We start from the raw sequence: 22,417 nt of genomic DNA on the forward strand, positions 1-22,417 counted from the left end.
AATAAACATAAAATGACAATATTAATTATTTAAAAAAGAGGAAGTTAGTTAATTTTAAGAACGGAAAAAAGCCGCCCGAAGGCAGCTTTGGTGTTGCGATTATAAATTAGTTCTTTTGTACGCTTACCTGTTGAATACAATTTAGAGTAAAGCGGTACGTAATGTTTCGGCGTGCACTTTTTCACGCTTCACATACTTGATCCATTGCTCAGCTAAACGCTGTGACTTTTTGTGCTTTTCAGCTTGCTCAAACGCTAAAATCGAGGCATCAAAGTTTTGTAAATTATACTGCGCCATACCTAAGGCAACATACACATTTGATTCAAACTCTAAACCGCCTTTATCGAGAGCTTTACGCGCTGCATCCGCTGCTTCTTCGTATTTTTCAAGGTTGATACTCACCTCGGCAATACGCTGATCGTACTGGCCATGTGTTACTAAATCAGCTGCTTTTGCAAAGTATTGCAGCGACTTTTCGTCTTCTTTAGCTTGCACCATTGCTTCTGCAACAAAGGCGTAGTTTTTTGCTGATTTTTCAGCCACACCATCTTGCATTGCTTTACTCATCACTTTCGCAGCTTTAAAAGCCAGGCCGTTGTATAAATACACTTGTGATAATTGACGTAAATCTGATTTAGATTTCATGAAACCTTGTTGATAGGCCGCTTCTAAAATCGCTAATTGCTTTTTCTCTGCGCCCGTTTCACCGTACATGCCACCTAACTGAACCCAGTACTCTGGCTTGTTATAAAGTTTCACTAAGCGTTCAAGTACCTCGACCACCTTGTCAGACTGATTAAGTGAGTAGTACATAGCACGCTGTAAGATTAACCAGTTTTCTTTTGGCATTTCGCCTTTACTGTCGGCTTCTGCGATAGCTAAGTTAATGTTCTCAATGCCTTTTTGGTACTCTTTAAGCTGATAATAAGCTTGTGATTTCAATACGTAATAAGCATCTGTTTTAGGCTTGTCGTTAATCGCATCCCACTGTGCTAAATATTTGATTACCTTTTCGTAATCGCTATTGGCCATCGCAAGTTGCGCCAAGCTAAAGGTGGTGCTTACACGTAATGTTTCTGGGATCGCGTCTTCTTTTACTACTTTTTCAAACGATGCAATTGCTTTATCTAAGTCGTTTTCGTTGTAATAAATAAAACCGTAGAAATTATGCATCATGGCAATTTCATACGAGTTCATGCTTGAAGAGCGCTCTTGGATACTATCAAGTGCTTCTAGCCCTGCTTTTGCATCTCCATCATCAGCCAGCTTTTGTGCTCGTGCTAATTGGCTATACACTTTTTCGCGCAGTGCAGGTACTCGTTTGGTTTTTTGCTCCTCAGCGTAAGCTGTTGCCAGTGTGACACCTGGTAACATGCTAACAACGCTTGGGATTACCAGGCTGCTTGTGAAAGCAGCCGCGCAAATCACGGCAACTTTTAAAGGTTTCATAATCGCATTCCTCTTTTCTAACCGTTAATCTGGAAAGAAATTTTGTTCTGTACGCCCGCTACTTCAACGGCTTCACCGTTAACAACGCGCGGTTTATATTTAAATTTAAGTGCTGCATCCATCGCAGCGCGGTCAAACAGTGACTCAGGTTCAGCTTTAATCACTTTTGGGTCACGTACTGTGCCTTGCTTCGTTACTGTAAACTCAACAATCACATAGCCTTCGATTCCACGTGATAAAGCTCGGCGCGGATAAACAGGCGCTACTTTTACAATCGGTAGGTATTCACCGTCGCTTGATTCAAGCGCTAACCCCCCGGATAAATTAACGTCGGCTTCAACACTGGCACCAAAGTCAAAATTGGCATTGCTCGCGTTAGGATCACTGTTTTGCATTTGCGGTGATTCCATTGGCGGAGGTGGCTCTTTTGGCGTTGGTGGCTTTTGCGGTTTACGTTCTTTCTTTTGCACTGTCTCTTCTTTTTTCAGACGAACAAAATCAAGTACGTTTCCTTTTACGGGCTCAGACATGGCCCCTTCACCACCGGTGATCAGTGCCTGCATGCCTAAAAACAGCATGACAGTCACGATACCCGCGATGATTAATGCAACTATATAACGCATCGCTCACATTCCTTATGATGCTTCTTGCGCAGCAATCGACACATCAAATGCGCCTGCAGCTCGCGATGCATCCATTACTTTGATAAGTACATCGGTTGTGGCTTTTTTATCAGCTTGAATAACCACGCTACCTTGTGGGTTTTCTGCTTTTAAGCGCTCGATATTTGCTTGTACTGCACGAACATCGACTTGGCGTTTGTTGATCCAAATTTCACCTTTGTCAGAAATAGCAACTAAGATGTTGGCACGCTCTTTTTTCACTGCCGTTGCCGCTTCAGGGCGGTTTACATCAATACCGGCTTCTTTTACGAATGATGCTGTTACGATAAAGAAGATAAGCATGATGAAAACAACGTCTAGCATTGGCGTCATGTTGATTTCTTCAGCGTCGTCTTCTTGAAATAAATTACCTAGTGGCGCTCTCATTGTTAGTCTCCTAGTGGGTGATGCTTACATCACCCTAAAATTCGTTTAGTGGTCTAAGACCATGTTGTCTTCAAGTAATTGCACTTCGCGTTTTGCACGACGTTGTAAGAACGTTGATGCGAAAACCCCTGAAAGTGCACCCACCATACCGGCCATTGTTGGGATAGTGGCTTTAGACACCCCTGATGCCATCGAACGTGCACTGCCTGTGCCTGTGATTGCCATTACATCAAATACTTCGATCATGCCGGTTACGGTACCTAACAGACCTAAAAGTGGACATAACGCAACCATTACGTTGATTAGCGCAAGGTTATTATTTAGTTGCATGCCAGCGCGTGAAATCATCGCTTGGCGAATTTGCTCTGCGTTCCAGCTGTTACGCTCTGCTCTATTGCTCCAAGTGCTTTTTACGTCTTTCTTGTAGCGTTTAAAGCCACCAAAGAAATACATAAAACGCTCAAGTATCAATAACCACATCGCGAAGATGAGGACCCCGATGACCAAGAGAACTTGGCCACCTGTGTCGAGGAAATCACGTAGAGCATTGATTGCATCAATCAATAGCACCATGATTTATGCTCCTTTCTCGCTTCGCTCTGCGATGATACCTGCGCTTTGCTCTTGTAAAATCAACAGCATGTTTTTAGAACGCGTGTTAAGAAGTGTGTATAAGAATACTGTTGGGATAGCCACAACCAGACCAAGTACCGTTGTTACAAGTGCCTGAGAAATACCACCCGCCATTAGTTTAGGGTCACCTGTACCGAACAAGGTAATTGCTTGGAAGGTGTTAATCATACCGGTTACCGTACCTAGTAGACCAAGTAATGGTGCTACTACAGAGATAATCTTAATTAGCGTCAGGTTACGGGTAATTTTTGGCATTTCACGAATGATTGCTTCGCTTAATTTAAGCTCAAGTGTGTCGTACGCTACATCTGGGTACTGATCTTTCACTTTCATTACACGACCAAGTGGGTTGTCATCACGTGCCACTGTGTCTTTAAGCTGACGACGGATTTTGCTACCCATAATCATCAGAGATACAAAACGCTCAAGTGCAATTAGTAAAGCGATTAAACCAACACCTAAAATGATGTAACCAACTGTACCACCTTGGTGAACTTGCTCTTCAGTATCTGGTGCTTGTACTAAAAGACCTAAGATTGAACCACCTGTAGGGTCAAGTGCGAACGGTACAACACCTGATTTTGCTTGTTGTAAGTCTGTAGCAGTTGCTGTGTAACGGCTGCTTGGCTGACGCGTAAGCTGGCTGATTGTATTTGTAGCCGGTGTGTACTCTAGGTACTTACCATCTGCGATTAAGTTAAATGCACCAACACGCACCACTTCTTTTTGTGCTTTGCTGCCACCTTCAACGATTACATCTGTTGTAAAGCGAGATACTTTACCTTGCTCAGTCATTTCGCGTTGTAATTCAAACCATACTTTTTCGATATCATCGATTGAAGCAAGCTTTGACGTTGAACCCATTTTTTGTGCTAGCTCATCCATGAAGTTACTGCGTCCAGGAAGCTCAGCAGAAACAACTGACGTCATGAATTTATTGCTTGAATCGCCTGCTACTTGTTGTAACACACCGAATAGCTCTTTAAGTGAACCCATACGGTTTGAAAGCGTGTCTGTTAAGTTAGCTAGCTTTACTTCGTTTTCTTCAAACTGAGTTTCTAAACGCTCTGATTCGTTAAGCATTGCAGTACGTTTTGCTTGTGTATCTTTAAGCATTTGTACTTGTTCGTTTTGACGTGCCATGAACTCTTGTTCACGTTGTTTATTTTCAGCGCTTTGCTGTGCTTTACCTTGCTCTAATGTTTTTAGTAATGAGTCTAAATCCATTGGCTCAGCCGCTAGGCTGCTACCAGCAAAACCAAGGCCAGCTGCAAACACGGCCATTTTTGTCATTTTCGTTAATAATTTCATCTCAAACCTCTTATTCAGCAGCGTGGACTGGCAGTGTTAACATATCTGGGGCAAGTTGCTTACGTGCAATGCGTAAACCTTTATTGATTTGGCTGATTGCAGAATCTGGTAATTCAACAAACGATTTAGTTTCTTTATCCCAGCTACCTGCTTTTTTGCCGTCGCGTGTTAAATAAATAAGTTCTAAACGACCGATGCGTAAGAAATCCACTTCGCGCTCTTGGCCATCTACATTCAGTAATGATGTGTACGCTTCGATAGTACGACCGTAATCAACTTCTACTTGGTAAGCTTCAAGTAAGCGGCGGAATTTTTCACTTGAAGTGATGTCTGCGCGGTCCATCATTTCTTTTAATGATGCAATACGCTTGCTACGTTCTTCAGTTAAGAAAGGCACGTCTAGTGCAACAAATTGCTCAAGACCTGTGATCATACGCATCATTAACGGCGTGATTTGACGCTCAATAACTGATACCTGATCCATTGACTCGTTTAACGCGTCCATTTCTGCAATTTGGTTGTTTAATTGCTTAGTAAGTTGCGCGTTATAAACAGTTAAGCCATCAATTTCTTTATTAAGGGCTTTGAATTGTTGTAAACGACCTTGCATTGAATCTGCAATCTTGTCGATTTTAGTTTGTGATTGCGCTGCAGATTTGTTTATCTCGCTGCTTTTATCAATTACTTTATCTAGATCGTTTGCATGTACTGCTGCAGATGCCGCTACAATACCTGCTAAAATCAGTGGTTTAACGCCTTTCATCGCATACACCTTTACTCGTTAAGTTAGCTTAATTTGCTAGTTGGGTTGTTTTATTGTGCGAAAGGATAACGATGAAAAATGACAAGCATGTTGCGCAAAAAATACAAAAATATGACAGCTGTAACAATTAGTTTATATTGCGCAAGAATAAGGCAAAAGTTGCAGGGTTTCCGGGACTAAATATGGGATAGTATTTGCTGATAAGTGCTTTACCAGTCTTGATAATTAACCGGGATAGCAGCATACTTCCCTTTAGTTTCAAGGACTAAAGACGGAAAGCCTTGAATGGGTAAGCTTCTCGCTTGGTTTATTTCGGCCATAAGCAATGAATTTATTTTTTCACTTTCAATTTCTTTAATGAATACGTTTTTTTCTAGCAATTAGTTAATGACTCTGATACTAACTTAGCAGCACTTGGAGCCCGAAAAATATTTAGATGCACATATTTTTCTCATGGTAAATAAGTCAGTTTTATGGATGAGCATATGAAAGTCACCATTTTTTTAATTTCAGCCTATTTTGCAATTGGGGCGGCTTTATTACGCTTCGCGATTCCATTTTTTCTTTTCCCAACCATAGAGCTTGAGCAACCCACATTCGAAGTCGAAAAATATACAATTCAAGAAAATGGTTTAGAAATCATTGCACGATCATACGGTATGAAAGGAACTCCTTGCCTTTTTTTCTTTCCTGGCCAACATGGTGGCATAACTAGATATGAGAGAGAAATAGCAAATAACACCAAATTTAAATCTTTTAATACAATTATCCTTTCTTATCCATCTCAAGATGGTGCTTCAGGTAAAGTTACAAACTTGGAATCTTTTAATGACTTAGTCGTTCAGCTTATAAATAAAACTAAAAAAGATAGTGACTGTTCAAAAACCTTTTTTTATGGCCGCTCTTTAGGTGCGATGTTAGCTGCAAATGTTTCGGTGAATGTAAATTCTCAAGGAATAATTCTTGAAAGCGTAGCTCTCTCCCTTGATAGAGCAATAGAAACTAAACTTCAGAATAAATGGTATTTATACCCCTATCAGATTTTACCGATTAAGCTGTTATTACCACATAACTACATTATTGAAGACTTACTACAGAAACAAAAAACGGCAAATATATTAATAGTTCAAGGGAGTCAAGATAGCATCACGCCATTAAATCAAATTGAAGATGTTGTTACGCGTAATAGGATAAGTTTATTAAAAATTGAAAATGGCAATCATTCTTCAACGTTTTCTTTAGCGCAAAATCAGATCAGCTCAATCATTAGCCATTGGTCTCAACAGTCTGAATGAAATTCAAAGCTTAAATCAAATTGATACAGTGAAGTTATAAAGCGTTAGCCAGGCGCAGATATAAACTTGCTCAATAAAATTTTCGTTAATAATAAAGGCTATTTAAAAATTCGTGGATCGAACTCAAACTCAAGCTTTTCAAAATTTTTAAAACTTTCTTTCATTGCGGGATGGTTTGGATTTACAACATAGTTGTTATCTCTAGGAGAGATTATAGATGGCACCTGGAGTGCCGCAAATTGGGGCTGTGACACATTCAGAAATTCATCTCCAATTTCCTGTGTCTCCTCACTAACTGGTATATTTCTCCACGTGTTAGGTAAGTCTTCTTTATCAAGTTTTGCTATAAATTCGTCTGGAATTTCAATTCGGTAAAGATCATATTTATCGACAATATTTGGATCATTGTTTACATGAACAAAGACTTCTAATGAACAAAGGGATTCTGATTCAGCGAAATACAATGCTTCAGTTCCTTTTGAGTTCCATCTACCACCAAATAACTTTGCTCCAGCAGGACTAAAAGGTGTATCTGCAAATTTTTTTTGTGTTAAACGGTACATTTTCATTATGAAAATACACCGTGCTCAACTCTACCGATAAGATCTTTTACAATTTCAAAGTCTACAGTTGTAGACACCATATCTAACGGCCTTTTGCCTCCTAACCCATAGACACTTTCACGCATCCATTCTAATGCACGTTTCTCATCATTAAATAATTCAGTAGCTAACTTAATAAGCATTGCTAGCCTATAAATCGCGTCACTTTCCTGGGTGTTAAAGCGTTCTCCGTTTTTGAGTCGGCGCTTAATAGTGCTCACTGGTATATGAGTAACACTATGAAACTCGTTCTGAGACAACTTTGTTTTTTCGATAATATTGCGATATACCTTAGGTTTAAATCCTTGGTGTACCGCATCCATACGAGCTGTTTTGGCGTCTTCAATGCCTAGAGCAATCCAAAAACTAGATTTGTTATCGCGACTCGGTTTAAAACTTTTTAATTCAGCATTTGCCATAACAGCTCCCAAAAAAATAGACCATATGAGCTTGCAATATTGGCTCAAATGAGCCCGACTTGCAATAGCTGATCAAAAATAAGCCAAATGCAAAAAATATAAAACAATAATTATATTTGAGATAATCAATTTTTTAAGAGATAAAAACTTTCGCTCTCAGAAGAACATCAATGCAAAAAACGAGATTAAATAGTATCAATTAATTGCTGATAAGTGCTTTGCCAGTCTTGATAATTAACAGGGATAGCAGCGTATAGGCCTTTATTTTCAAGGACTAACGACGGAAAACCTTGAATAGGTAAGCTTCTGGCTTGGTTTATTTCGGCCATAAGTAACGAATTTATTTTTTCACTTTCAATTTCTTTAATGAATGCGTTTTTTTCTAACCCTATTTGCTCTGCAAGGCTTACAAGGGTGCTGATGTCCGATGGATTTTGTGCATTTAAGTAGTAAGCTTTTTGAATGGCGTAGAGCATTTTGTGCTCTTTATTGTGCTGCCTTGCCACAAGCACAGCGCGGCATGCTGGGTAAGTAGAGCGACGTGGTTGCGCGGTTTGCCAAAACTCATGATTAAACGGTGTGCCAAGTTGCTGCTCTATACGGTTCCAAGTTTGCTGTAAAAACTGCTGCATATCTTTTGGCATTGGCTCATCTGAATCGGGAGCAAGGCCACCCACTTTATATTCAATAGCAAGTTTACCACCAAGGGCTGCTTGGAGTTTTAACCAGGTTTCTCTATAGCCCCAACACCAACTACACATGGGGTCGTAAACATAAATTAGCTTTGCCATTTAGCTTATCTCACTCAATTCCGACACTACTAAGTTACGCCCTTTTGCTTTCGCTTTATAGAGGTTGTCATCAGCTTGCTTAATTGTTTTACTAAATTGGCTACCACGTTCTAGGCTAGCAATACCAATGCTGCAAGTAATGGTAACAGACTGCCCAACATCATAAGGGATTTGCTTTTGCGCAACATAAGCACGTAACTTTTCGGCTACAGCATGAGCAATCTGAATCCCTGCCTTAGGCAATAAAATGATGAACTCTTCGCCGCCATAGCGTGCTTTTATATCTGTGCCACGCAATTTATCGTGCAACATAGCAGTAAACGCTATCAAGACCTGATCACCAAAGTCATGGCCATAACTATCGTTGAGAGATTTAAAGTTATCCAAATCAATCAATAATACCGACATAGGTAAGTAGTTTGCCGCTTCAGCTTCAAGGCGAGGCTGAATATGTTCATAAATATAACGACGATTCGCAAGGCCTGTAAGGGGATCGGTCAAGGCATCGCGCTTTTCAATTAAAGTGATATCTGCAATCTTTTGATGGCTTTTTTGTCTGAAGTATTCACTAATTGCAGAAAACAAAATCACCATGGTAAAAGAAGCTAAAAAACGCGACATTTCGACTGGCCCGTATTTAGCTTGACCAATATCTGGCCCGAGTAATAAAACCAATGCACTTAAGTACATGCTACCGACAAGAATACTGCCCGTTCTTAAGCCTAATGTGACATAGCTGACAATAGGGTAAAACATCAACCAATACAGTGCCGTATTTTCTTTGCCACCGGTATAAACCAAAGACATGCATAACAACAAAATAATAGACAAAATGATACTGGTTACCAAAACCAGCGCACCAGTACGGAAGTAATACAACATACATAAAACAATGGTTATATCACTTACCAATAACATCACTGTCAATTGCACTGCGTAAATATGGTAGTTAGACAACACTAACGAAGTGATCAATACGATGGCAAAAAACGCCATAGTAAATAACGTGAAAGCACGGCGTTGTTTATCCGCCGTGTCGACACTGTTTATGGTGATGGCACTAAGCCAGTTTTGTTCCAATTGTAAATGCTCGGTGTAAAATTAAACTTTAAATTTCAAAACAAGTTTTTCTAATTCATAAAACTGTGCTTTTAGCTTAGTGCATTCATTAAGTGTATTGTTAAGGTTACTTTGACCTTGATTAGATAGTTCGCTAATCGAATGAATGTCACTGTCTAAGCTCTGGATCACGTGGTTTTGCTCAGTCGTAGCATTGGCAACACTGTGATTTACGTCGTCAATTGATTCAATAGCTCGTGTGACTTCAGCCATTTTATCGCCGGCAATACGTGCCTGCTCGACACTCTTTTCGCTATCGCGAATACTGGCAGTCATTACTTCTACCGCCGAGGCTGAGCCTTGTTGTAACTGAGAAATAGTGTCTTCGATTTCTTGGGTAGATTGTTGTGTACGATGGGCTAGTTGACGCACTTCGTCAGCAACAACCGCAAAACCACGACCCGCTTCACCTGCACGGGCCGCCTCAATTGCAGCATTAAGCGCTAGTAAGTTAGTTTGTTCACTAACACCTTTTATCACTTCGAGAACTTGGCCGATGCTTACTGTGTGTGCATCTAAACTATTAATAGTTTTTTGTGCTTGCTCCATATTACGAGACAAAGCATTAATAGCCTCTAAGTTATCAGCTAAGGCAGATTGGCTTTGTAAAGATTGGCTATTAGCACTGGTTGCTAACGTTGATGCATTACTAGCACTATTGGAGATTTCTACCGCGCTAGATGTCAGCTCATTGATTGCGGTGGCAACGTTATCAGTGCGTTTTGTTTGGTCTGCATACATGTCGAGGGTGCCTTGAGTTTGATTAACTAAACTCTCAACTAGGCGTTCAAGTTCAACGGTGGTATTTTTAACTTGCTCGATTGATGTATGAATTTTTTCGATAAACGCATTAAAGTAATGGCTTAGCTCGCCAAACTCGTCATTGTTTTCAACCTCAAGGCGGCGGGTTAAATCGCCCTCACCTTGCGCAATGTCTTTAATTGCATCGTTTAAGCGCTGCATTGGACGCATTAAATAGCGAAGTAAAAACTGCATCATTAATACAATCGCAACTATACCCATCAGCATGTAGATAGCCGCCATATTTCTAAATGAAGCAACTGATGAATAAGCAATTTCTTCGTTGATCACCACTCCTAAATACCAATCAACGTTTTGAATCCCTTTAATTTTAGTGAACGAAACAAGTTTATCTAAACCACCTACCTGTACTTCTACAAATTCAGATTTTAACGACAGGCTTTTGCCAAATAAGTCGCGCATGTTTTTATCGTTAAATTTAGTTTCTGGGTGGCTTAAAATTCGCCCTTCACTATCAAGTAAAAAACCATAACCGAAACCTAAAAAGTCAATTTCGTTGACGATTTTAGTTATGGTTTTCATATCGATATCGGCACCTGCAACACCACTAAATACGCCGTTTGCTTGCATTGGTGCTACAGCCGAAATTGTCAGTTCATTAGTTGTTACATCAATATAAGGGGCTGTAAATGCAGTATTGGTTTTGTTCTCAACCAGTTTGTACCATGGACGTGTTGTAGCGTCGTAATCGGGTGGCAACACAACAGATTGGTCATTCAACACAAAGGTGCCGTCAGTGATACCAATATAAGTATTTTTGAAATTACCGGCTTTGTCAGCTGTATTGAGTTGTGTGAGTGTCAGTTCTTTACTGTCGCCAAGTTGATATGTGTCTGCAACCGACGAGACAATCGCTAACTTAGCATTCAACCAGTTGGCTATGTTTTGCGACACTGACTGAGAAATCTCTTGTAGAACCAGCGAAAGCTGCTCCTGCGTTTGGCTGCGCATAGAGATGAAGTTGTTAATCGTGAATAAACCGAGCACGATCACTAAAACCAGTGATGCAGCCACAGTTACCTTGGTGGTAAATTTAAGAGTGCTTTGCATGACAAACCTGTTTGTTATTTTTTTCGTTGTTAGCGCATTTATATTTAACAAATTTAGAGCTCTTTGTCTTATAAATTTAAGCTAAAACTAGAAAAAACGTTCATTATTGAAAATAAACGCTTTCCATAAAAATCAATTACTTTGTTAACGGCAGCAAATCCTGCATCTAAAGTAAATTATTAGATCAATTTAAAAAACACAGTACTGGAACGTTCCTAAAAAACAGGTAAAAAATACATTCTGAATACGTATTCATTAAATCTATTTGTCATTTAACTTTGTTTATAAGACTGAATTACAAACATAAAAAACCCCGCATCTCAGTGCGGGGTTTTTTATTAAATAGCTATTTAAGCTATGCGTTTCTTCCAGCTATCAGCCAAACGTACAACGTTTAAGCCATACCAAGCGATAAATGCATAACAAATCACTGGTACAAAGAAGCTTTGCTGAATACTAACCGTATCTGCAACCACACCTTGTACTAATGGTACTAAGGCACCACCAACGATTGCTAAGCATAACCAGCCCGAACCTTTACTAGTAAGTGAGCCTAAGCTTTCGATTGCAACAGAGAAAATAGTTGGGAACATAATTGAATTGAATAAACCAATCGCTAGTACTGAGTAAAGCGCTACATCACCTTCAGTGAAAATAGTCACTAATAGCAATACAATAACCATCATGGCATTAAAGAATAACGCTTTTGAAGGCGCAATCTTTTGCAGTGCAGCAGAGCCAATAAAACGACCCACCATAGCACCACCCCAGTAGTAAGCAATTAGGCTTGCAGCCGCATGCTCTTCAAGGCCAGCAATATGCTCTTCACCAAAGTAATTTACTAAGAAGCTACCAATTGAAACCTCAGCACCTACGTAACAGAAGATACCCACAACACCCATCATTAAATGAGGTGCTTCAGCTAGGCTGTGGCCTTTCGCTTTACAGTCTTGCTCTTCTGTATGCTCTGCAATTACTGGTAATTTAAAGAAGGCAAATACCACAGCAATAGTCAGTAATGCTGCTGCAAGCATAAGGTAAGGTACTTTAACCGACTCAGCGGTTGCTGCGTTTGCAGCTAACGTACCCGCTGTACCGAAGAATAAAATACCACCCACATATGGGCCAACTGTTGTGCCTAGTGAGTTAAGTGCTTGTGCTAAATTTAAACGTGACGATGCCGTTTTTTCAGGACCTAACGCCACAACATACGGGTTAGCTGATACCTGTAATACGGTAATACCGGCTGCAAGTACAAATAATGCACCTAAGAATAACCAGTACTCATGCACAACAACCGCTGGGTAAAATAACATACAGCCGATTGATGCCACGACTAAGCCAGTTAGTACACCGTTTTTGTAGCCCATTTTTTTAACCAACATACCCGCTGGTAGCGAAACGATAAAGTAAGCACCAAAGAAACAAAACTGAACCAGCATTGCCTCTGTGTAGGTTAGATCGAATACCCCTTTTAAACGCGGGATTAAAACGTCATTTAAAACTGTAATGAAGCCCCATAAAAAGAACAGGGTTGTCATTGCCGTCAGTGGTAGCAGGTAGTTTTTATTTTGCTGCGAACCATCGGCGACAAACGATTGGTTTGTATTTATTTCACTCACGTGGTTTTCACTCCGTTAACAAGTTACCCTTGATTCTACACATTGAAGCAAAAATAGCACAAAGATTTACTAGGAACGTTCCAATATTTTTATTTCCTGCTATAGTTGCAAAACGAACATAGATTTATTGATACACCATGGCCACAGTTGACTTTAAAAGCCCTGTTTTTCTTAAACAGCACATAAAAGACATCCTTGCTTTTTATCATCCTCATTGTGTTGATCATACAGCCCATGGCTTAGCTGGGTTTTATCAGTATTTTAAAAATGATGGCGCAATTTACGATAAACAAACTCGTCATTTAGTATCGAGTACCCGCTTTGTTTTTAACTACGCGATGGCGTATATCGAGTTCAAAGAACCTGAATATTTAAGCCTTGCTAAACATGGTTTAGCCCACCTTGAACATGCGCATAAGCAAGCATCCGGGGGTTATGCTTGGCTTATAAAGCAAGATGAGAGCGGCAAGGTAACTGTTTTAGACGATACCAACCATTGCTACGGGCTTGCCTTTGTATTGCTTGCAAACGCAGTTGCGTTAAAAGCAGGCATTAGCGATTGTAAAAATACCATTTCGCAGGTATGGGACTTATTAGAGCAGTACTACTTTGAACCCCAGCATAATGCCTACTTAGATGAACAAAATGCCGACTTTAGCCATGCAGATGACTACCGAGGCCAAAATGCCAATATGCATTTATGCGAAGCCTTACTCATGTGTTTTGAAGCAACCAACGAGACCCGTTATTTAAAGCGTGCTAAACAGCTTGCCGAGACCTTTACAGTAAAACTAGCTGCACACAGCCAACAGTTTGTCTGGGAGCATTACAATAAAAACTGGCAAATCGATTTAGATTACAACAAAGATGACCCACAGCATTTATTTAGACCTTGGGGATTTCAGCCAGGTCATCAAACTGAGTGGGCAAAACTGTTACTTATTTTACACCGCCATATTGATGAACCTTGGTTGGTAACGCGCGCCAAAAGCCTGTTTGATGAAACCCTAAGCATTGCATGGGATCAGCAACATAGTGGCATTTTCTATGGCTTTGCACCAGATAAGCAAATTTGTGATAGCGATAAATACTTTTGGGTGCAGGCCGAGTCATTAGCGGCAGCGGCCCTACTCGCTGATGCCACAAATGACGAAAGCTATTGGCAATGGTACGAAAAAATTTGGCTGTACAGTTGGCAGCATATGGTAGATCACCAATATGGTGCTTGGTATCGTATTTTATCTGCCCAAAACCAACCTTACAGTGACGAAAAATCGCCAGCAGGCAAAACTGACTACCATACTATGGGTGCCTGCTACGAAGTATTAAGAACCTTAACCTTGAGGAATGCATAATGAGTTTAGTGTGTTTTGGCGAAGCATTAATCGACTTTTTATCAGATGGTAAACAACCAGAGTCATTTACCAAATACGCAGGTGGCGCACCTGCCAATGTGGCTGTTGCAGCAGCAAAACTAGGCCTAAACACCAGCTTTTGCGGCATGTTAGGCGATGATATGTTTGGCCACTTTATTAAAGGTGAGCTAGATCAACATAGCGTTAATACATCTTATTGCCGCTTTACTGATGCAGCCAAAACAGCGCTTGCATTTGTATCACTTGATGAAAGTGGTGAACGCTCATTTAGCTTTTATCGCCCACCAGCGGCTGATTTACTTTATAGCGTAGACGACTTCGACCATGCAATGTTTGCAAATCACGCCATCATGCATGTATGCAGCAACAGTCTGACTGAGCACAACATCTATCAAACAACAATTTATGGTTTAACTCAGGCGAAAAAAGCCGGTGCAATTTGTAGCTTTGACATGAATCTGCGCGAAAACCTATGGCCAAGTATGCGCCATACACTCGATAGAATGTGGCATGTTATATCTCTTGCAGATATCGTAAAACTGTCATTTGAAGAGCTTGAGTTTTTAAATCAAAAAAGCCATCAAGAAATGCCTCTTGAGCATACTATCGATGCCATTTTAAAGGCAGGTGTAACCTGTTTGCTAGTTACCAATGGCGGCGAAGCAATCAGCTTTTACCACGCAGACTTTAAAGGCCAAGTTAGCCCACCAGCTACAAAAGTGGTTGATACCACAGCCGCTGGCGATGCCTTTATTGGTGGTATGCTGTCAAAGATTGGTCAGCATTGTGAAAACAAACAAAGCTTTAAAGCGTTTTGCCAAACCCCAGCAAATATTGAACAAACCATTGCTTATGCAGCTAAAGCCGGCGCTTTTGCAGTAAGCCGCTATGGTGCATTTGCTTCATTGCCGAGCGCGGCCGATTTAGGCTAAGAATGTTGAGTTTAAAGCCCAGCATTAAGTAATTAATGCCGGGCTGATTCGCTATTGCTCAGTTTTACATTTATCGATAATTGGTAAATACCTAAACACCTTCATGTTTGGATCGATCACCACATGATCCCCCGCTTTTAAAGCAATGCTAATCTCGCCACTTTCAACAGAATAAGTTTGTATCGAGCCATTTATTTGCACCGGAACTGGCATAGGGAATGACTTTCCTTGCAAAGAGTTCTTGTTCCATTTAAGTGTCAATCTGTTAGCTGATTGAACAACATCAAGTTTAGGTAATTCAGCCTGCTTAAGATACATATTAAAAAACCATTGATAGTCTTTACCCGTTAAACGATTAACAATGCTAATAAACTCGTCGGTATTTCGATAGCGCGGTGAAATTGGATAAGCCAATTGCTTAGTGTCGTTCACACCATAAAGTAGCTCACGTGTTGCTTGCCAAAATATATCTTCACCAACTAGCCAGCGAAGAGTGTGTAATGTCCAGCCACCCTTGCCATATATATCAGAGTTAAACGCTTGGTCAGATGTTACTTGTCCATCAAGCACAATGGCTTTACAGTTTTTCAGCCCTAAATACGACTTATACATGCTGTGGTTATAAGCTGCGTCACCAAACTTATATAGGCTGTAACTTGGTTGCATATAAAAACCAAACCCTTCATGAAGCCATGCATCATTGAGCTTCTCATGAGTCATTAAGTTGCCAAACCATTCATGAGCTAATTCGTGTTGCAGTAACCAATCATAACCATTTGGGTCGCGTTTGTATTTTTTACCATACGCGTTGATTGTTTGATGTTCCATGCCTAAATGTGGCGTCTCAACAAAACCTAACTTTTCACCGCCCCATGGATATGGACCAAGCATCTTTTCAAAAAACATAACCTGTTGGCGTAAATCATTTTCGATAAGCTCGCGTGCTTTTTGCTCATTTTTTTTGAGTGACCAAAATTCGATGGGCACAGTCGCGCCGTTAACACTGGTGTAATCGGTTTGAATTCGCGTATAGGGGCCAATATTAATTGCAATGTTATAGTCACTGGCTGGCACTGATAACAGCCAATCAAACTGCTGTTTATTACCATCAACTGGCTTCACTTCTTGTAAAACGCCATTAGTCACCGCACTCAGTCCTTCTGGTACTGTTAGACGAATGCGCATACTATCTGCTTTGTCTGCAAAATGATCTTTACATGGCCAAAATAAGTCGCAGCCTTCACCTTGTACAGCCGTTGCTATCCAAGGTTCACCTTCCTCTGTTTTTGAAAATACAAAACCGCCATCCCAAGGAGCATTTTTAGCTATATGAGGAAACCCTTGATAGGCTATAGCAATGCTTACCATGCTGTCTTTTGCTTGTTGTTCACCTAAGTCAACCCGAATTACACCGCCATCACGTTCATATTTAAGAGCCTCCCCTTTTGAGCTCACTTCATTAATTGTAAAGCGGCTATCCAATTTTAATTCTACAAATTGAGTGGCTTCTAGCACTTTAAACTCTGTTCTAGCAACACCTTCAATACGTTGGTTATCTGGAAATACCTCAAGTGCCAAATCGTAGTGCTTAACATCACTTTTAAGTGCAATTGTCGATAAAGCTTGCCCTGTATCACCAATAACAGGATCCAACGCAACAGGTTGTGAACTACAAGCGGCTAACACAGCCGATGCTACGAGGGTTGTTGCTACTTTAAAAAATTGATTTAGTTGCAAAATCCTTTTCCTTATCGTTATTTTTATTTATTCAAAATGACATGAGCAATTATTTATTACTAAGATTTGCGATGAAATTCAGACATAATTTGAAACAAACAAAAATAATGATCTCACTCTAAGAGGTATCTAAACCTAGAACTGTTGATGATAATCATGGTATGTTTTTCAACTAATTAAAGAAAAAGGAATTCATCCTATGAATAATAAGCTTCTTGCTGGAGGCGCGATTGCCATTGTTGCAGGTGCATTGTTGTACTCTCAAAATAAAGCCAGTGTTGATGTAGATTTACCTGAGCTTGCTTACGTGCCTGCCGATACGGCGGTTTTTTATGGTCAACTTAAGCCGTTTCCGTACAGCAAATACTTTGCCCTTATGCCAGATGCAATGAAAGGCACGAGCGATTTAACGCCCATCATTGCTGAGCTTAAAACCGTTGATGATAAGAATGCCCTATTCCTTGCATCACTGATGGAAAAATACCAACAATCACTGAGCTCTTACGATGCCTTCAAATCGATTTGGGGCTTTGGTGATGACTACAAAGGCATGATGTATGCGCAAGGTTTAATGCCGATTGTACGTTTTCAGGTCGCTGATCAAAGCAGCATTATCAATAGCATTAAGCAATCTGCTGATGAAACAGGTATTGCGTATACAACAGAAAGCCTTGAAGGCGTAAGCTACACCCGCTTTGCGATTGAACTTGAAGGCTTAGATAACTTCAACCTAATTGCATCAACTCACAACAATTGGGCTACCTTAACGCTGACCACTGCGCTTTCTAATGATCAAGATTTACGTATTGCCCTTGGTGTAGAAAAGCCGGCTCAATCATTGGCTGAGACTAAAAAACTGCCTGAGCTTATTAAAACTTTCTCGCTTGATGGCAACTCGGTTGGCTTTGTTGATCATCAACGTATCGCCAATGCAGTAACTGGCAAAGAAGACTCTCGCTTACACCAGATGCTCAAAGAGCTACTTGATAAAGCCCAGCAATCAAACGCATTTGCAGCGATTTCAACTCCTGAGTGTCAAGATGATATTGCAGCCATTGCCGCAAAATGGCCTGCAACAGTATCTGGCACAACAAAAACCCGTATTACCGCCGACTACGCCGACTTTGACGTAAAAGCAATATTGCAAAGCACAGATCAAGACTTACTAAATACCCTACAAGCCGTGCGTGGTTTTGTGCCAAAACATACCACTGGGCTTGACGGGCAAATGATGAGTGTTGCTTATGGTATTGATGTAGCAAAAGTCCTGCCGCTAGCGAATACATTAACGGGTGCAATTAAGTCAGCTGAGTTTAACTGTGGCCCAATTGTCGCACTACAAAATGAAATGCAAGAAGTAAGCACCGCTGGCCTTGCTATGATGTCGGGTTTTGCAAACGGCGTGCAAGGTATGAGTGTGAGTGTTCAAGACGCTGCATTGACCATTGATGACTACAACGGCCCACAAATAGACAAACTTGATGCCATCGTTACCCTATCTGCGACCGACGCCCATGGCTTGTATTCAATTGCGCAAGGTTTTGTGCCGCCACTTGCGAACATAAAACTACCAGCCAATGGTGATGCAGTGCTGATCAATGAATACATTCCATCGCCTGTGCCACTTAACTTTGATATTAAAATGGCCCTTAAAGGAAATCATATTGTGATTTTCACGGGTGATAAGTCAGCGCAGATAGCCGAGACTTTAGAGTCGCAAAGTGTCACTAAAAATGGCTTTGTGAACATGGCATTCGACGTACAAAAAATCTTATTACCTTTGCTTGATACGATTGCATCAATGGGTCAATTAAGTGATGAAGAAATGGCTGAGCTTGATTCGCTACGCGACCAACCTGTAGGTGTGTATTTTGCCACAGACATTACCGACAACGGCATTGGCCTTGAAAGTAACGTACAAATTACTAAAAAGTAGTTTTGAGTTTGAATCTAAAAAGAGCGCTATTTAGCGCTCTTTTTTTGTTGCCATTTAAGTGAGTTGTTAGTGTCTCGACTATTACAAATGGTGTCGTTTGAACTCTCAATACCACCGAGTTTGGCAAGTCGGTCGTACAGCACAACATTGCAGGTTGCGGCTAGGTTCATACAGCCTATGGTTGGTACATACACTACTTCATCACACCATTTCAACACGTCTTTACTGACCGAGCCATCTTCAGGGCCAAACACATAAAATGCGTTTTCAGGGTGCTTAAATTCAGGCAGTGGCGTTGCACCTTCAACAAGCTCAATCACCACCGTTGTGGCACCTTCAGGCTTTGCTTGCTCTAGGCTTTCAACTTGCGTGAGCGGAATATGCTCAAGCACATTTTTGGTATCGGTATGATACTTATTAGCGCGTAAATAGCGGCTACCAGTAAAAAATACTTGCTTGGCGTTGTAACAACCCGCGGCACGTAATACGCCTCCCACATTGGTTGGGCTTTTTGGGTTTAACAAGCCAATGCTTGCTTTAAGGGCGCTCATTAATCAATGTCTCTAGTTGGCCACTCGGCCACGTAAAGGTCAAAATCATCTAAGTCTACATCGCAGTCTTTCACTGTTTTGTCACGCACAGAAATACCTAACTCATGCATTAAATCTTTACTACCACCGTTCAGTAGCGGGTGCCAAGACGCAAGGCCACGGCCTTCGTAAAGGCGGCGGTAGCTACAGCTTTGCGGCATAAAAAAGATATCTTTGAGGTTTTCTTTAGTGAGCTTTACACATGAAGGCACCAAGGTTTGGCGGTTCGCATATTCACTGCAACCACAGGTGTCGTTGTCTAGGTATTGGCAAACGATATTAGTGAAGATGAGTTCTTCACCCTCGCGAAGTTGATCCGTAGCGGTAAATTCATCTTCGTCTTCACTGTCGATAAATGTGTTTAAACAACATTTACCACAGCCGTCACAAATGGCTTCCCATTCGGGTTGTGACATTTGCTCAAGCGAGCGCTTAAGCCAAAATTGATCTTCTAACATGGTATTACTCAAAGCCCCTAAACAGCGCGCATTCTAGCGTAAAGCCAGCATGCGCGCAAAGTTTAGCGAGTTTGGGCGATACCCAAGCCATCTCAAGATGCAGAATTCAGCGTTTCACAGGTGCCTTAATATCAAGGCGTTACTTTGCAAGAATGGCATTCCCTTTTAAGAAGTAACAACGATGAGAGTAAGTGCCTGTGAAGCGCCCAAGGGGTTGGTTTAAAAGCGATTTATACTGCGTTATTGATTTTAACAATAGAACCACTATTACTTGCAATCAATGCCTTGCCTAAATCGCTTTTAATTCCAACTGAAACTCGCACCTTGAGGTGGTTTGGGTATTTTACTTTTGCTCGTTAACCCAACGCTTAATTTTCTCTTCAAGAATAGGCATAGGTAATGCGCCATCAATCAGAACTTGCGTATGGAAAGCTTTAATGTCGAACTTATCGCCTAGTTCTTTGCTAGCGTAGTCACGTAGTTCTTGAATTTTGAACTGACCTAACTTGTACGACAACGCTTGGCCCGGCCATGCAATGTAACGCTCAACTTCGGCAATAATGTCGCTTTCGGCCATTGATGAGTTAGCCAACATGTAATCAATACCTTGTTGACGTGTCCAACCTTTTGCGTGGAAACCAGTATCAAGCACTAAGCGCATTGCACGTAATTGCTCATCTGATAAACGGCCGTACCACATGTAAGGGTCGGTAAATAAGCCAAGCTCTTTACCTAAGCTTTCTGCATACAATGCCCAACCTTCTGCAAATACCGTGTAGCCACCAAATTTACGAAACAGCGGTAATCCTTCAATTTCTTGCTGCAAGGCAATTTGAAAGTGGTGACCCGGCGCGGCTTCGTGAATAGATAAGGTTTCAAGTAAAAACTTAGGCTGTGCTTTTAGGTTAAAAGTATTGATATAGAAAATACCTGGGCGCGAACCATCTGGTGCTGGCGACTGATAAGATGCTCCCGCAGCTGATTCAGCGCGGAAATCTTCAACTGCTTTTACAACGTATGGCGCTTTTGGCGCAATATCGAACATTTGCGGCAGCTTAGCATCAATCTTTTCTTTTACTGCTTCGTACGCGGCAATTAACTCTTCTGGCGTATCGTAGTAAAACTCATCTGAGGTTCTTAGGTGTTCAAAAAACGCTTTTAAGTCGCCTTCAAAACCGACAGTCTCTTTAACTTTTTTCATCTCAGATAAAATGCGCGATACTTCGCTTAAACCAATATCATGAATTTCATCGGCGTTTAAGCTCAGCGTTGTATGCTGTTTAATTTGGTACTCATACCATGCTTTACCATTTGGTAGGTCACTGTAACCAATGCTTTCACGGGCATTTGGAATATATTCATTCGCTAAAAAGTCAGCCATTTTTTGATACGCAGGCACTAGACGCTCGCTGATCATCGCCGTGTACGCGCTTGTTAGCTGTGCTTTTTGCTCGTCGCTGAAAGACTCAGGTAACTGAGCAATTGGCCCCCAGAATAATGACTCTTCTGGTTTTTCTACAATATGAGTTTGAAATTGCGGTAATAGTTTTTCAGCAAGCGGTTTAGGAAGAACCACTTTGTCTTTCATGCCTTGGCGCATTGATTGTTCAACACTGTCTAACCAAGCGATAAAACCATCAGCACGTTTTTCAAATGCTTGATAATCTTCAACCGTGTTAAAAGGTTGTGCACTTTGCCCAGAACCTAACGCAGCAAAGGTATTATGCGCCCCGCCCATTTGGTTAATTGGCATTAAGTAACTTGGAAACTGAGCGCCTTCAATCGCAAGATCTAAATCGCGGGCTAGAATTTCGTAGCTCAATAATGACTGACCTGATAATTGCGCTTTGTCGATATTTGCTAGTTTGTTTTTGTATTCTTTAACAAAGTTAAGCTGCTCGTCGCGGTTTGCTTTACTAATAGGTGCAATAAATTGGTCGTTATATTCGCTGCGACCAATGTAAGTACCGCCAATTGGATTAAACTTTAAGCCTGCTTCAAAGTAGTCTGCTAGTAATGTATCAAGTTGCTCTTTGGCTAACGTTGCGCTTGGTGCTTGTTTGCTTACTTCTTGAGTTGGTTTTTCGTTGCTTGGTGTTGATTCATTACAACCAAGTAATGCAAACATCACCGCCGAACTAAGTAGTGCTAGTTTTACGTTTTTCATTCTTTCCCTGCCCTTATATTAAGTACGCGTAAATTATGAGGGTTTAGTTCCCTATTTAGCAAGTAGCGCTGCAACTTATCGCAGTTTATTTACACTTAACAAGCTGATTGCTAGAGTGGCGGCTCGACTTACCAATTTTGAATAAAAATGAAAAAGACAGCTCTTGCTATTAGCCTAGGCCTTGCTTGCCTAACCTCTTTAAATACCTACGCAACCACCTACTTATCGGCAAAAGCCATGGTAGATGTAAATTCAGGTAAACTGATTAAATCACCACTTATCAGTATAGATAACGG

21 protein-coding genes are annotated in these 22,417 nt (G+C 40.9%); 4 read left to right on the forward strand and 17 right to left on the reverse strand.

Annotation, left to right across the window (positions count from 1 at the left end; translation table 11 throughout):
- Nucleotides 1–141 precede the first annotated feature (141 nt).
- From L1264_RS16325 to L1264_RS16355, 7 genes are all read right to left on the reverse strand, one after another.
- Nucleotides 142–1,449 carry a tetratricopeptide repeat protein gene (locus tag L1264_RS16325; protein ID WP_199527712.1) on the reverse strand — a complete coding sequence of 436 codons (1,308 nt, stop codon included), beginning with the start codon at nt 1,447–1,449 and terminating at the stop codon, nt 142–144.
- 17 nt (nt 1,450–1,466) lie between these two features.
- Nucleotides 1,467–2,072, reverse strand: coding sequence for an energy transducer TonB (locus L1264_RS16330; RefSeq protein WP_065979085.1), 606 nt, complete (start codon nt 2,070–2,072; stop codon nt 1,467–1,469).
- A 12-nt stretch (nt 2,073–2,084) separates the two neighbouring features.
- Nucleotides 2,085–2,498 carry an ExbD/TolR family protein gene (locus tag L1264_RS16335; protein ID WP_036971869.1) on the reverse strand — a complete coding sequence of 138 codons (414 nt, stop codon included), beginning with the start codon at nt 2,496–2,498 and terminating at the stop codon, nt 2,085–2,087.
- A 45-nt stretch (nt 2,499–2,543) separates the two neighbouring features.
- Complete coding sequence (locus L1264_RS16340) at nt 2,544–3,071, reverse strand: MotA/TolQ/ExbB proton channel family protein (protein WP_054552070.1); 528 nt, start codon at nt 3,069–3,071, stop codon at nt 2,544–2,546.
- Nucleotides 3,072–3,074: 3 nt separating this feature from the next.
- Nucleotides 3,075–4,442 carry a MotA/TolQ/ExbB proton channel family protein gene (locus L1264_RS16345; protein WP_199527713.1) on the reverse strand — a complete coding sequence of 456 codons (1,368 nt, stop codon included), beginning with the start codon at nt 4,440–4,442 and terminating at the stop codon, nt 3,075–3,077.
- Between the two features lie 10 nt (nt 4,443–4,452).
- A complete protein-coding gene (locus tag L1264_RS16350; RefSeq protein ID WP_054552068.1) occupies nt 4,453–5,205 on the reverse strand; it encodes a DUF3450 domain-containing protein in 753 nt (250 codons plus the stop codon).
- Nucleotides 5,206–5,414: 209 nt separating this feature from the next.
- On the reverse strand, nt 5,415–5,585 hold the full coding sequence (locus L1264_RS16355) for a hypothetical protein (RefSeq protein WP_199527714.1): 171 nt from the start codon (nt 5,583–5,585) through the stop codon (nt 5,415–5,417).
- 105 nt (nt 5,586–5,690) lie between these two features.
- Between L1264_RS16355 and L1264_RS16360 the strand changes: the two genes are divergently transcribed.
- Nucleotides 5,691–6,500, forward strand: a complete 810-nt coding sequence (locus L1264_RS16360) for a hypothetical protein (RefSeq protein WP_199527715.1) — start codon at nt 5,691–5,693, stop codon at nt 6,498–6,500.
- A 98-nt stretch (nt 6,501–6,598) separates the two neighbouring features.
- On the opposite strand, the gene L1264_RS16365 is transcribed toward L1264_RS16360, so the two are convergent.
- The 6 genes from L1264_RS16365 to L1264_RS16390 form a co-directional block, all read right to left on the reverse strand.
- A complete protein-coding gene (locus L1264_RS16365; protein WP_199527716.1) occupies nt 6,599–7,069 on the reverse strand; it encodes an RES family NAD+ phosphorylase in 471 nt (156 codons plus the stop codon).
- Nucleotides 7,069–7,521, reverse strand: a complete 453-nt coding sequence (gene parS / locus L1264_RS16370) for a type II RES/Xre toxin-antitoxin system antitoxin (RefSeq protein WP_135926452.1) — start codon at nt 7,519–7,521, stop codon at nt 7,069–7,071. Before parS ends, L1264_RS16365 begins: the two co-directional genes overlap by 1 nt.
- A 185-nt stretch (nt 7,522–7,706) precedes the next feature.
- Nucleotides 7,707–8,312 carry a DsbA family protein gene (locus L1264_RS16375; protein ID WP_199527717.1) on the reverse strand — a complete coding sequence of 202 codons (606 nt, stop codon included), beginning with the start codon at nt 8,310–8,312 and terminating at the stop codon, nt 7,707–7,709.
- Nucleotides 8,313–9,392: a GGDEF domain-containing protein gene (locus L1264_RS16380; RefSeq protein WP_235404231.1), complete on the reverse strand. Its 1,080-nt coding sequence runs from the start codon at nt 9,390–9,392 to the stop codon at nt 8,313–8,315.
- 21 nt (nt 9,393–9,413) lie between these two features.
- Complete coding sequence (locus L1264_RS16385; RefSeq protein WP_138558693.1) at nt 9,414–11,303, reverse strand: methyl-accepting chemotaxis protein; 1,890 nt, start codon at nt 11,301–11,303, stop codon at nt 9,414–9,416.
- 350 nt (nt 11,304–11,653) lie between these two features.
- Nucleotides 11,654–12,925 carry a sugar MFS transporter gene (locus tag L1264_RS16390; protein WP_138558694.1) on the reverse strand — a complete coding sequence of 424 codons (1,272 nt, stop codon included), beginning with the start codon at nt 12,923–12,925 and terminating at the stop codon, nt 11,654–11,656.
- Between the two features lie 137 nt (nt 12,926–13,062).
- Here L1264_RS16390 and L1264_RS16395 point away from each other — a divergent pair, with 137 nt between their 5' ends.
- Nucleotides 13,063–14,280: an AGE family epimerase/isomerase gene (locus L1264_RS16395; RefSeq protein WP_199527718.1), complete on the forward strand. Its 1,218-nt coding sequence runs from the start codon at nt 13,063–13,065 to the stop codon at nt 14,278–14,280.
- Nucleotides 14,280–15,233: a carbohydrate kinase family protein gene (locus L1264_RS16400; protein ID WP_199527719.1), complete on the forward strand. Its 954-nt coding sequence runs from the start codon at nt 14,280–14,282 to the stop codon at nt 15,231–15,233. Before L1264_RS16395 ends, L1264_RS16400 begins: the two co-directional genes overlap by 1 nt.
- 51 nt (nt 15,234–15,284) lie before the next feature.
- Here L1264_RS16400 and L1264_RS16405 read toward each other — a convergent pair whose 3' ends face one another.
- Nucleotides 15,285–16,970: a M1 family metallopeptidase gene (locus L1264_RS16405; protein WP_235404233.1), complete on the reverse strand. Its 1,686-nt coding sequence runs from the start codon at nt 16,968–16,970 to the stop codon at nt 15,285–15,287.
- Nucleotides 16,971–17,169: 199 nt separating this feature from the next.
- Between L1264_RS16405 and L1264_RS16410 the strand changes: the two genes are divergently transcribed.
- Nucleotides 17,170–18,906, forward strand: coding sequence for a hypothetical protein (locus L1264_RS16410; RefSeq protein ID WP_235404235.1), 1,737 nt, complete (start codon nt 17,170–17,172; stop codon nt 18,904–18,906).
- Nucleotides 18,907–18,932: 26 nt separating this feature from the next.
- Here L1264_RS16410 and L1264_RS16415 read toward each other — a convergent pair whose 3' ends face one another.
- From L1264_RS16415 to L1264_RS16425, 3 genes are all read right to left on the reverse strand, one after another.
- Nucleotides 18,933–19,457: an RNA methyltransferase gene (locus L1264_RS16415; RefSeq protein WP_054552060.1), complete on the reverse strand. Its 525-nt coding sequence runs from the start codon at nt 19,455–19,457 to the stop codon at nt 18,933–18,935.
- The gene (locus tag L1264_RS16420; RefSeq protein ID WP_105173481.1) at nt 19,457–19,954 is read right to left on the reverse strand and encodes a YcgN family cysteine cluster protein; all 498 of its coding nucleotides are present in this window, start codon (nt 19,952–19,954) and stop codon (nt 19,457–19,459) included. The genes L1264_RS16415 and L1264_RS16420 overlap by 1 nt, the downstream gene beginning before the upstream one ends.
- A gap of 343 nt (nt 19,955–20,297) precedes the next feature.
- Complete coding sequence (locus L1264_RS16425; RefSeq protein WP_235404237.1) at nt 20,298–22,121, reverse strand: DUF885 domain-containing protein; 1,824 nt, start codon at nt 22,119–22,121, stop codon at nt 20,298–20,300.
- Nucleotides 22,122–22,417 lie beyond the last annotated feature (296 nt).

It is taken from the genome of Pseudoalteromonas sp. APAL1, assembly GCF_021532475.1.
GTDB classification, from domain to species: domain Bacteria; phylum Pseudomonadota; class Gammaproteobacteria; order Enterobacterales; family Alteromonadaceae; genus Pseudoalteromonas; species Pseudoalteromonas lipolytica_C.

What these genes read in the sequence shown, in the direction of transcription:
- parS (WP_135926452.1), bottom strand. Translation starts at nt 7,521, where the DNA reads ATGGCAAATGCTGAATTAAAAAGTTTTAAACCGAGTCGCGATAACAAA.
- L1264_RS16345 (WP_199527713.1), bottom strand. Translation starts at nt 4,442, where the DNA reads ATGAAATTATTAACGAAAATGACAAAAATGGCCGTGTTTGCAGCTGGC.
- L1264_RS16360 (WP_199527715.1), top strand. Translation starts at nt 5,691, where the DNA reads ATGAAAGTCACCATTTTTTTAATTTCAGCCTATTTTGCAATTGGGGCG.
- L1264_RS16375 (WP_199527717.1), bottom strand. Translation starts at nt 8,312, where the DNA reads ATGGCAAAGCTAATTTATGTTTACGACCCCATGTGTAGTTGGTGTTGG.
- L1264_RS16365 (WP_199527716.1), bottom strand. Translation starts at nt 7,069, where the DNA reads ATGAAAATGTACCGTTTAACACAAAAAAAATTTGCAGATACACCTTTT.
- L1264_RS16325 (WP_199527712.1), bottom strand. Translation starts at nt 1,449, where the DNA reads ATGAAACCTTTAAAAGTTGCCGTGATTTGCGCGGCTGCTTTCACAAGC.
- L1264_RS16330 (WP_065979085.1), bottom strand. Translation starts at nt 2,072, where the DNA reads ATGCGTTATATAGTTGCATTAATCATCGCGGGTATCGTGACTGTCATG.
- L1264_RS16425 (WP_235404237.1), bottom strand. Translation starts at nt 22,121, where the DNA reads ATGAAAAACGTAAAACTAGCACTACTTAGTTCGGCGGTGATGTTTGCA.
- L1264_RS16335 (WP_036971869.1), bottom strand. Translation starts at nt 2,498, where the DNA reads ATGAGAGCGCCACTAGGTAATTTATTTCAAGAAGACGACGCTGAAGAA.
- L1264_RS16350 (WP_054552068.1), bottom strand. Translation starts at nt 5,205, where the DNA reads ATGAAAGGCGTTAAACCACTGATTTTAGCAGGTATTGTAGCGGCATCT.
- L1264_RS16340 (WP_054552070.1), bottom strand. Translation starts at nt 3,071, where the DNA reads ATGGTGCTATTGATTGATGCAATCAATGCTCTACGTGATTTCCTCGAC.
- L1264_RS16410 (WP_235404235.1), top strand. Translation starts at nt 17,170, where the DNA reads ATGAATAATAAGCTTCTTGCTGGAGGCGCGATTGCCATTGTTGCAGGT.
- L1264_RS16415 (WP_054552060.1), bottom strand. Translation starts at nt 19,457, where the DNA reads ATGAGCGCCCTTAAAGCAAGCATTGGCTTGTTAAACCCAAAAAGCCCA.
- L1264_RS16385 (WP_138558693.1), bottom strand. Translation starts at nt 11,303, where the DNA reads ATGCAAAGCACTCTTAAATTTACCACCAAGGTAACTGTGGCTGCATCA.
- L1264_RS16420 (WP_105173481.1), bottom strand. Translation starts at nt 19,954, where the DNA reads ATGTTAGAAGATCAATTTTGGCTTAAGCGCTCGCTTGAGCAAATGTCA.
- L1264_RS16400 (WP_199527719.1), top strand. Translation starts at nt 14,280, where the DNA reads ATGAGTTTAGTGTGTTTTGGCGAAGCATTAATCGACTTTTTATCAGAT.
- L1264_RS16395 (WP_199527718.1), top strand. Translation starts at nt 13,063, where the DNA reads ATGGCCACAGTTGACTTTAAAAGCCCTGTTTTTCTTAAACAGCACATA.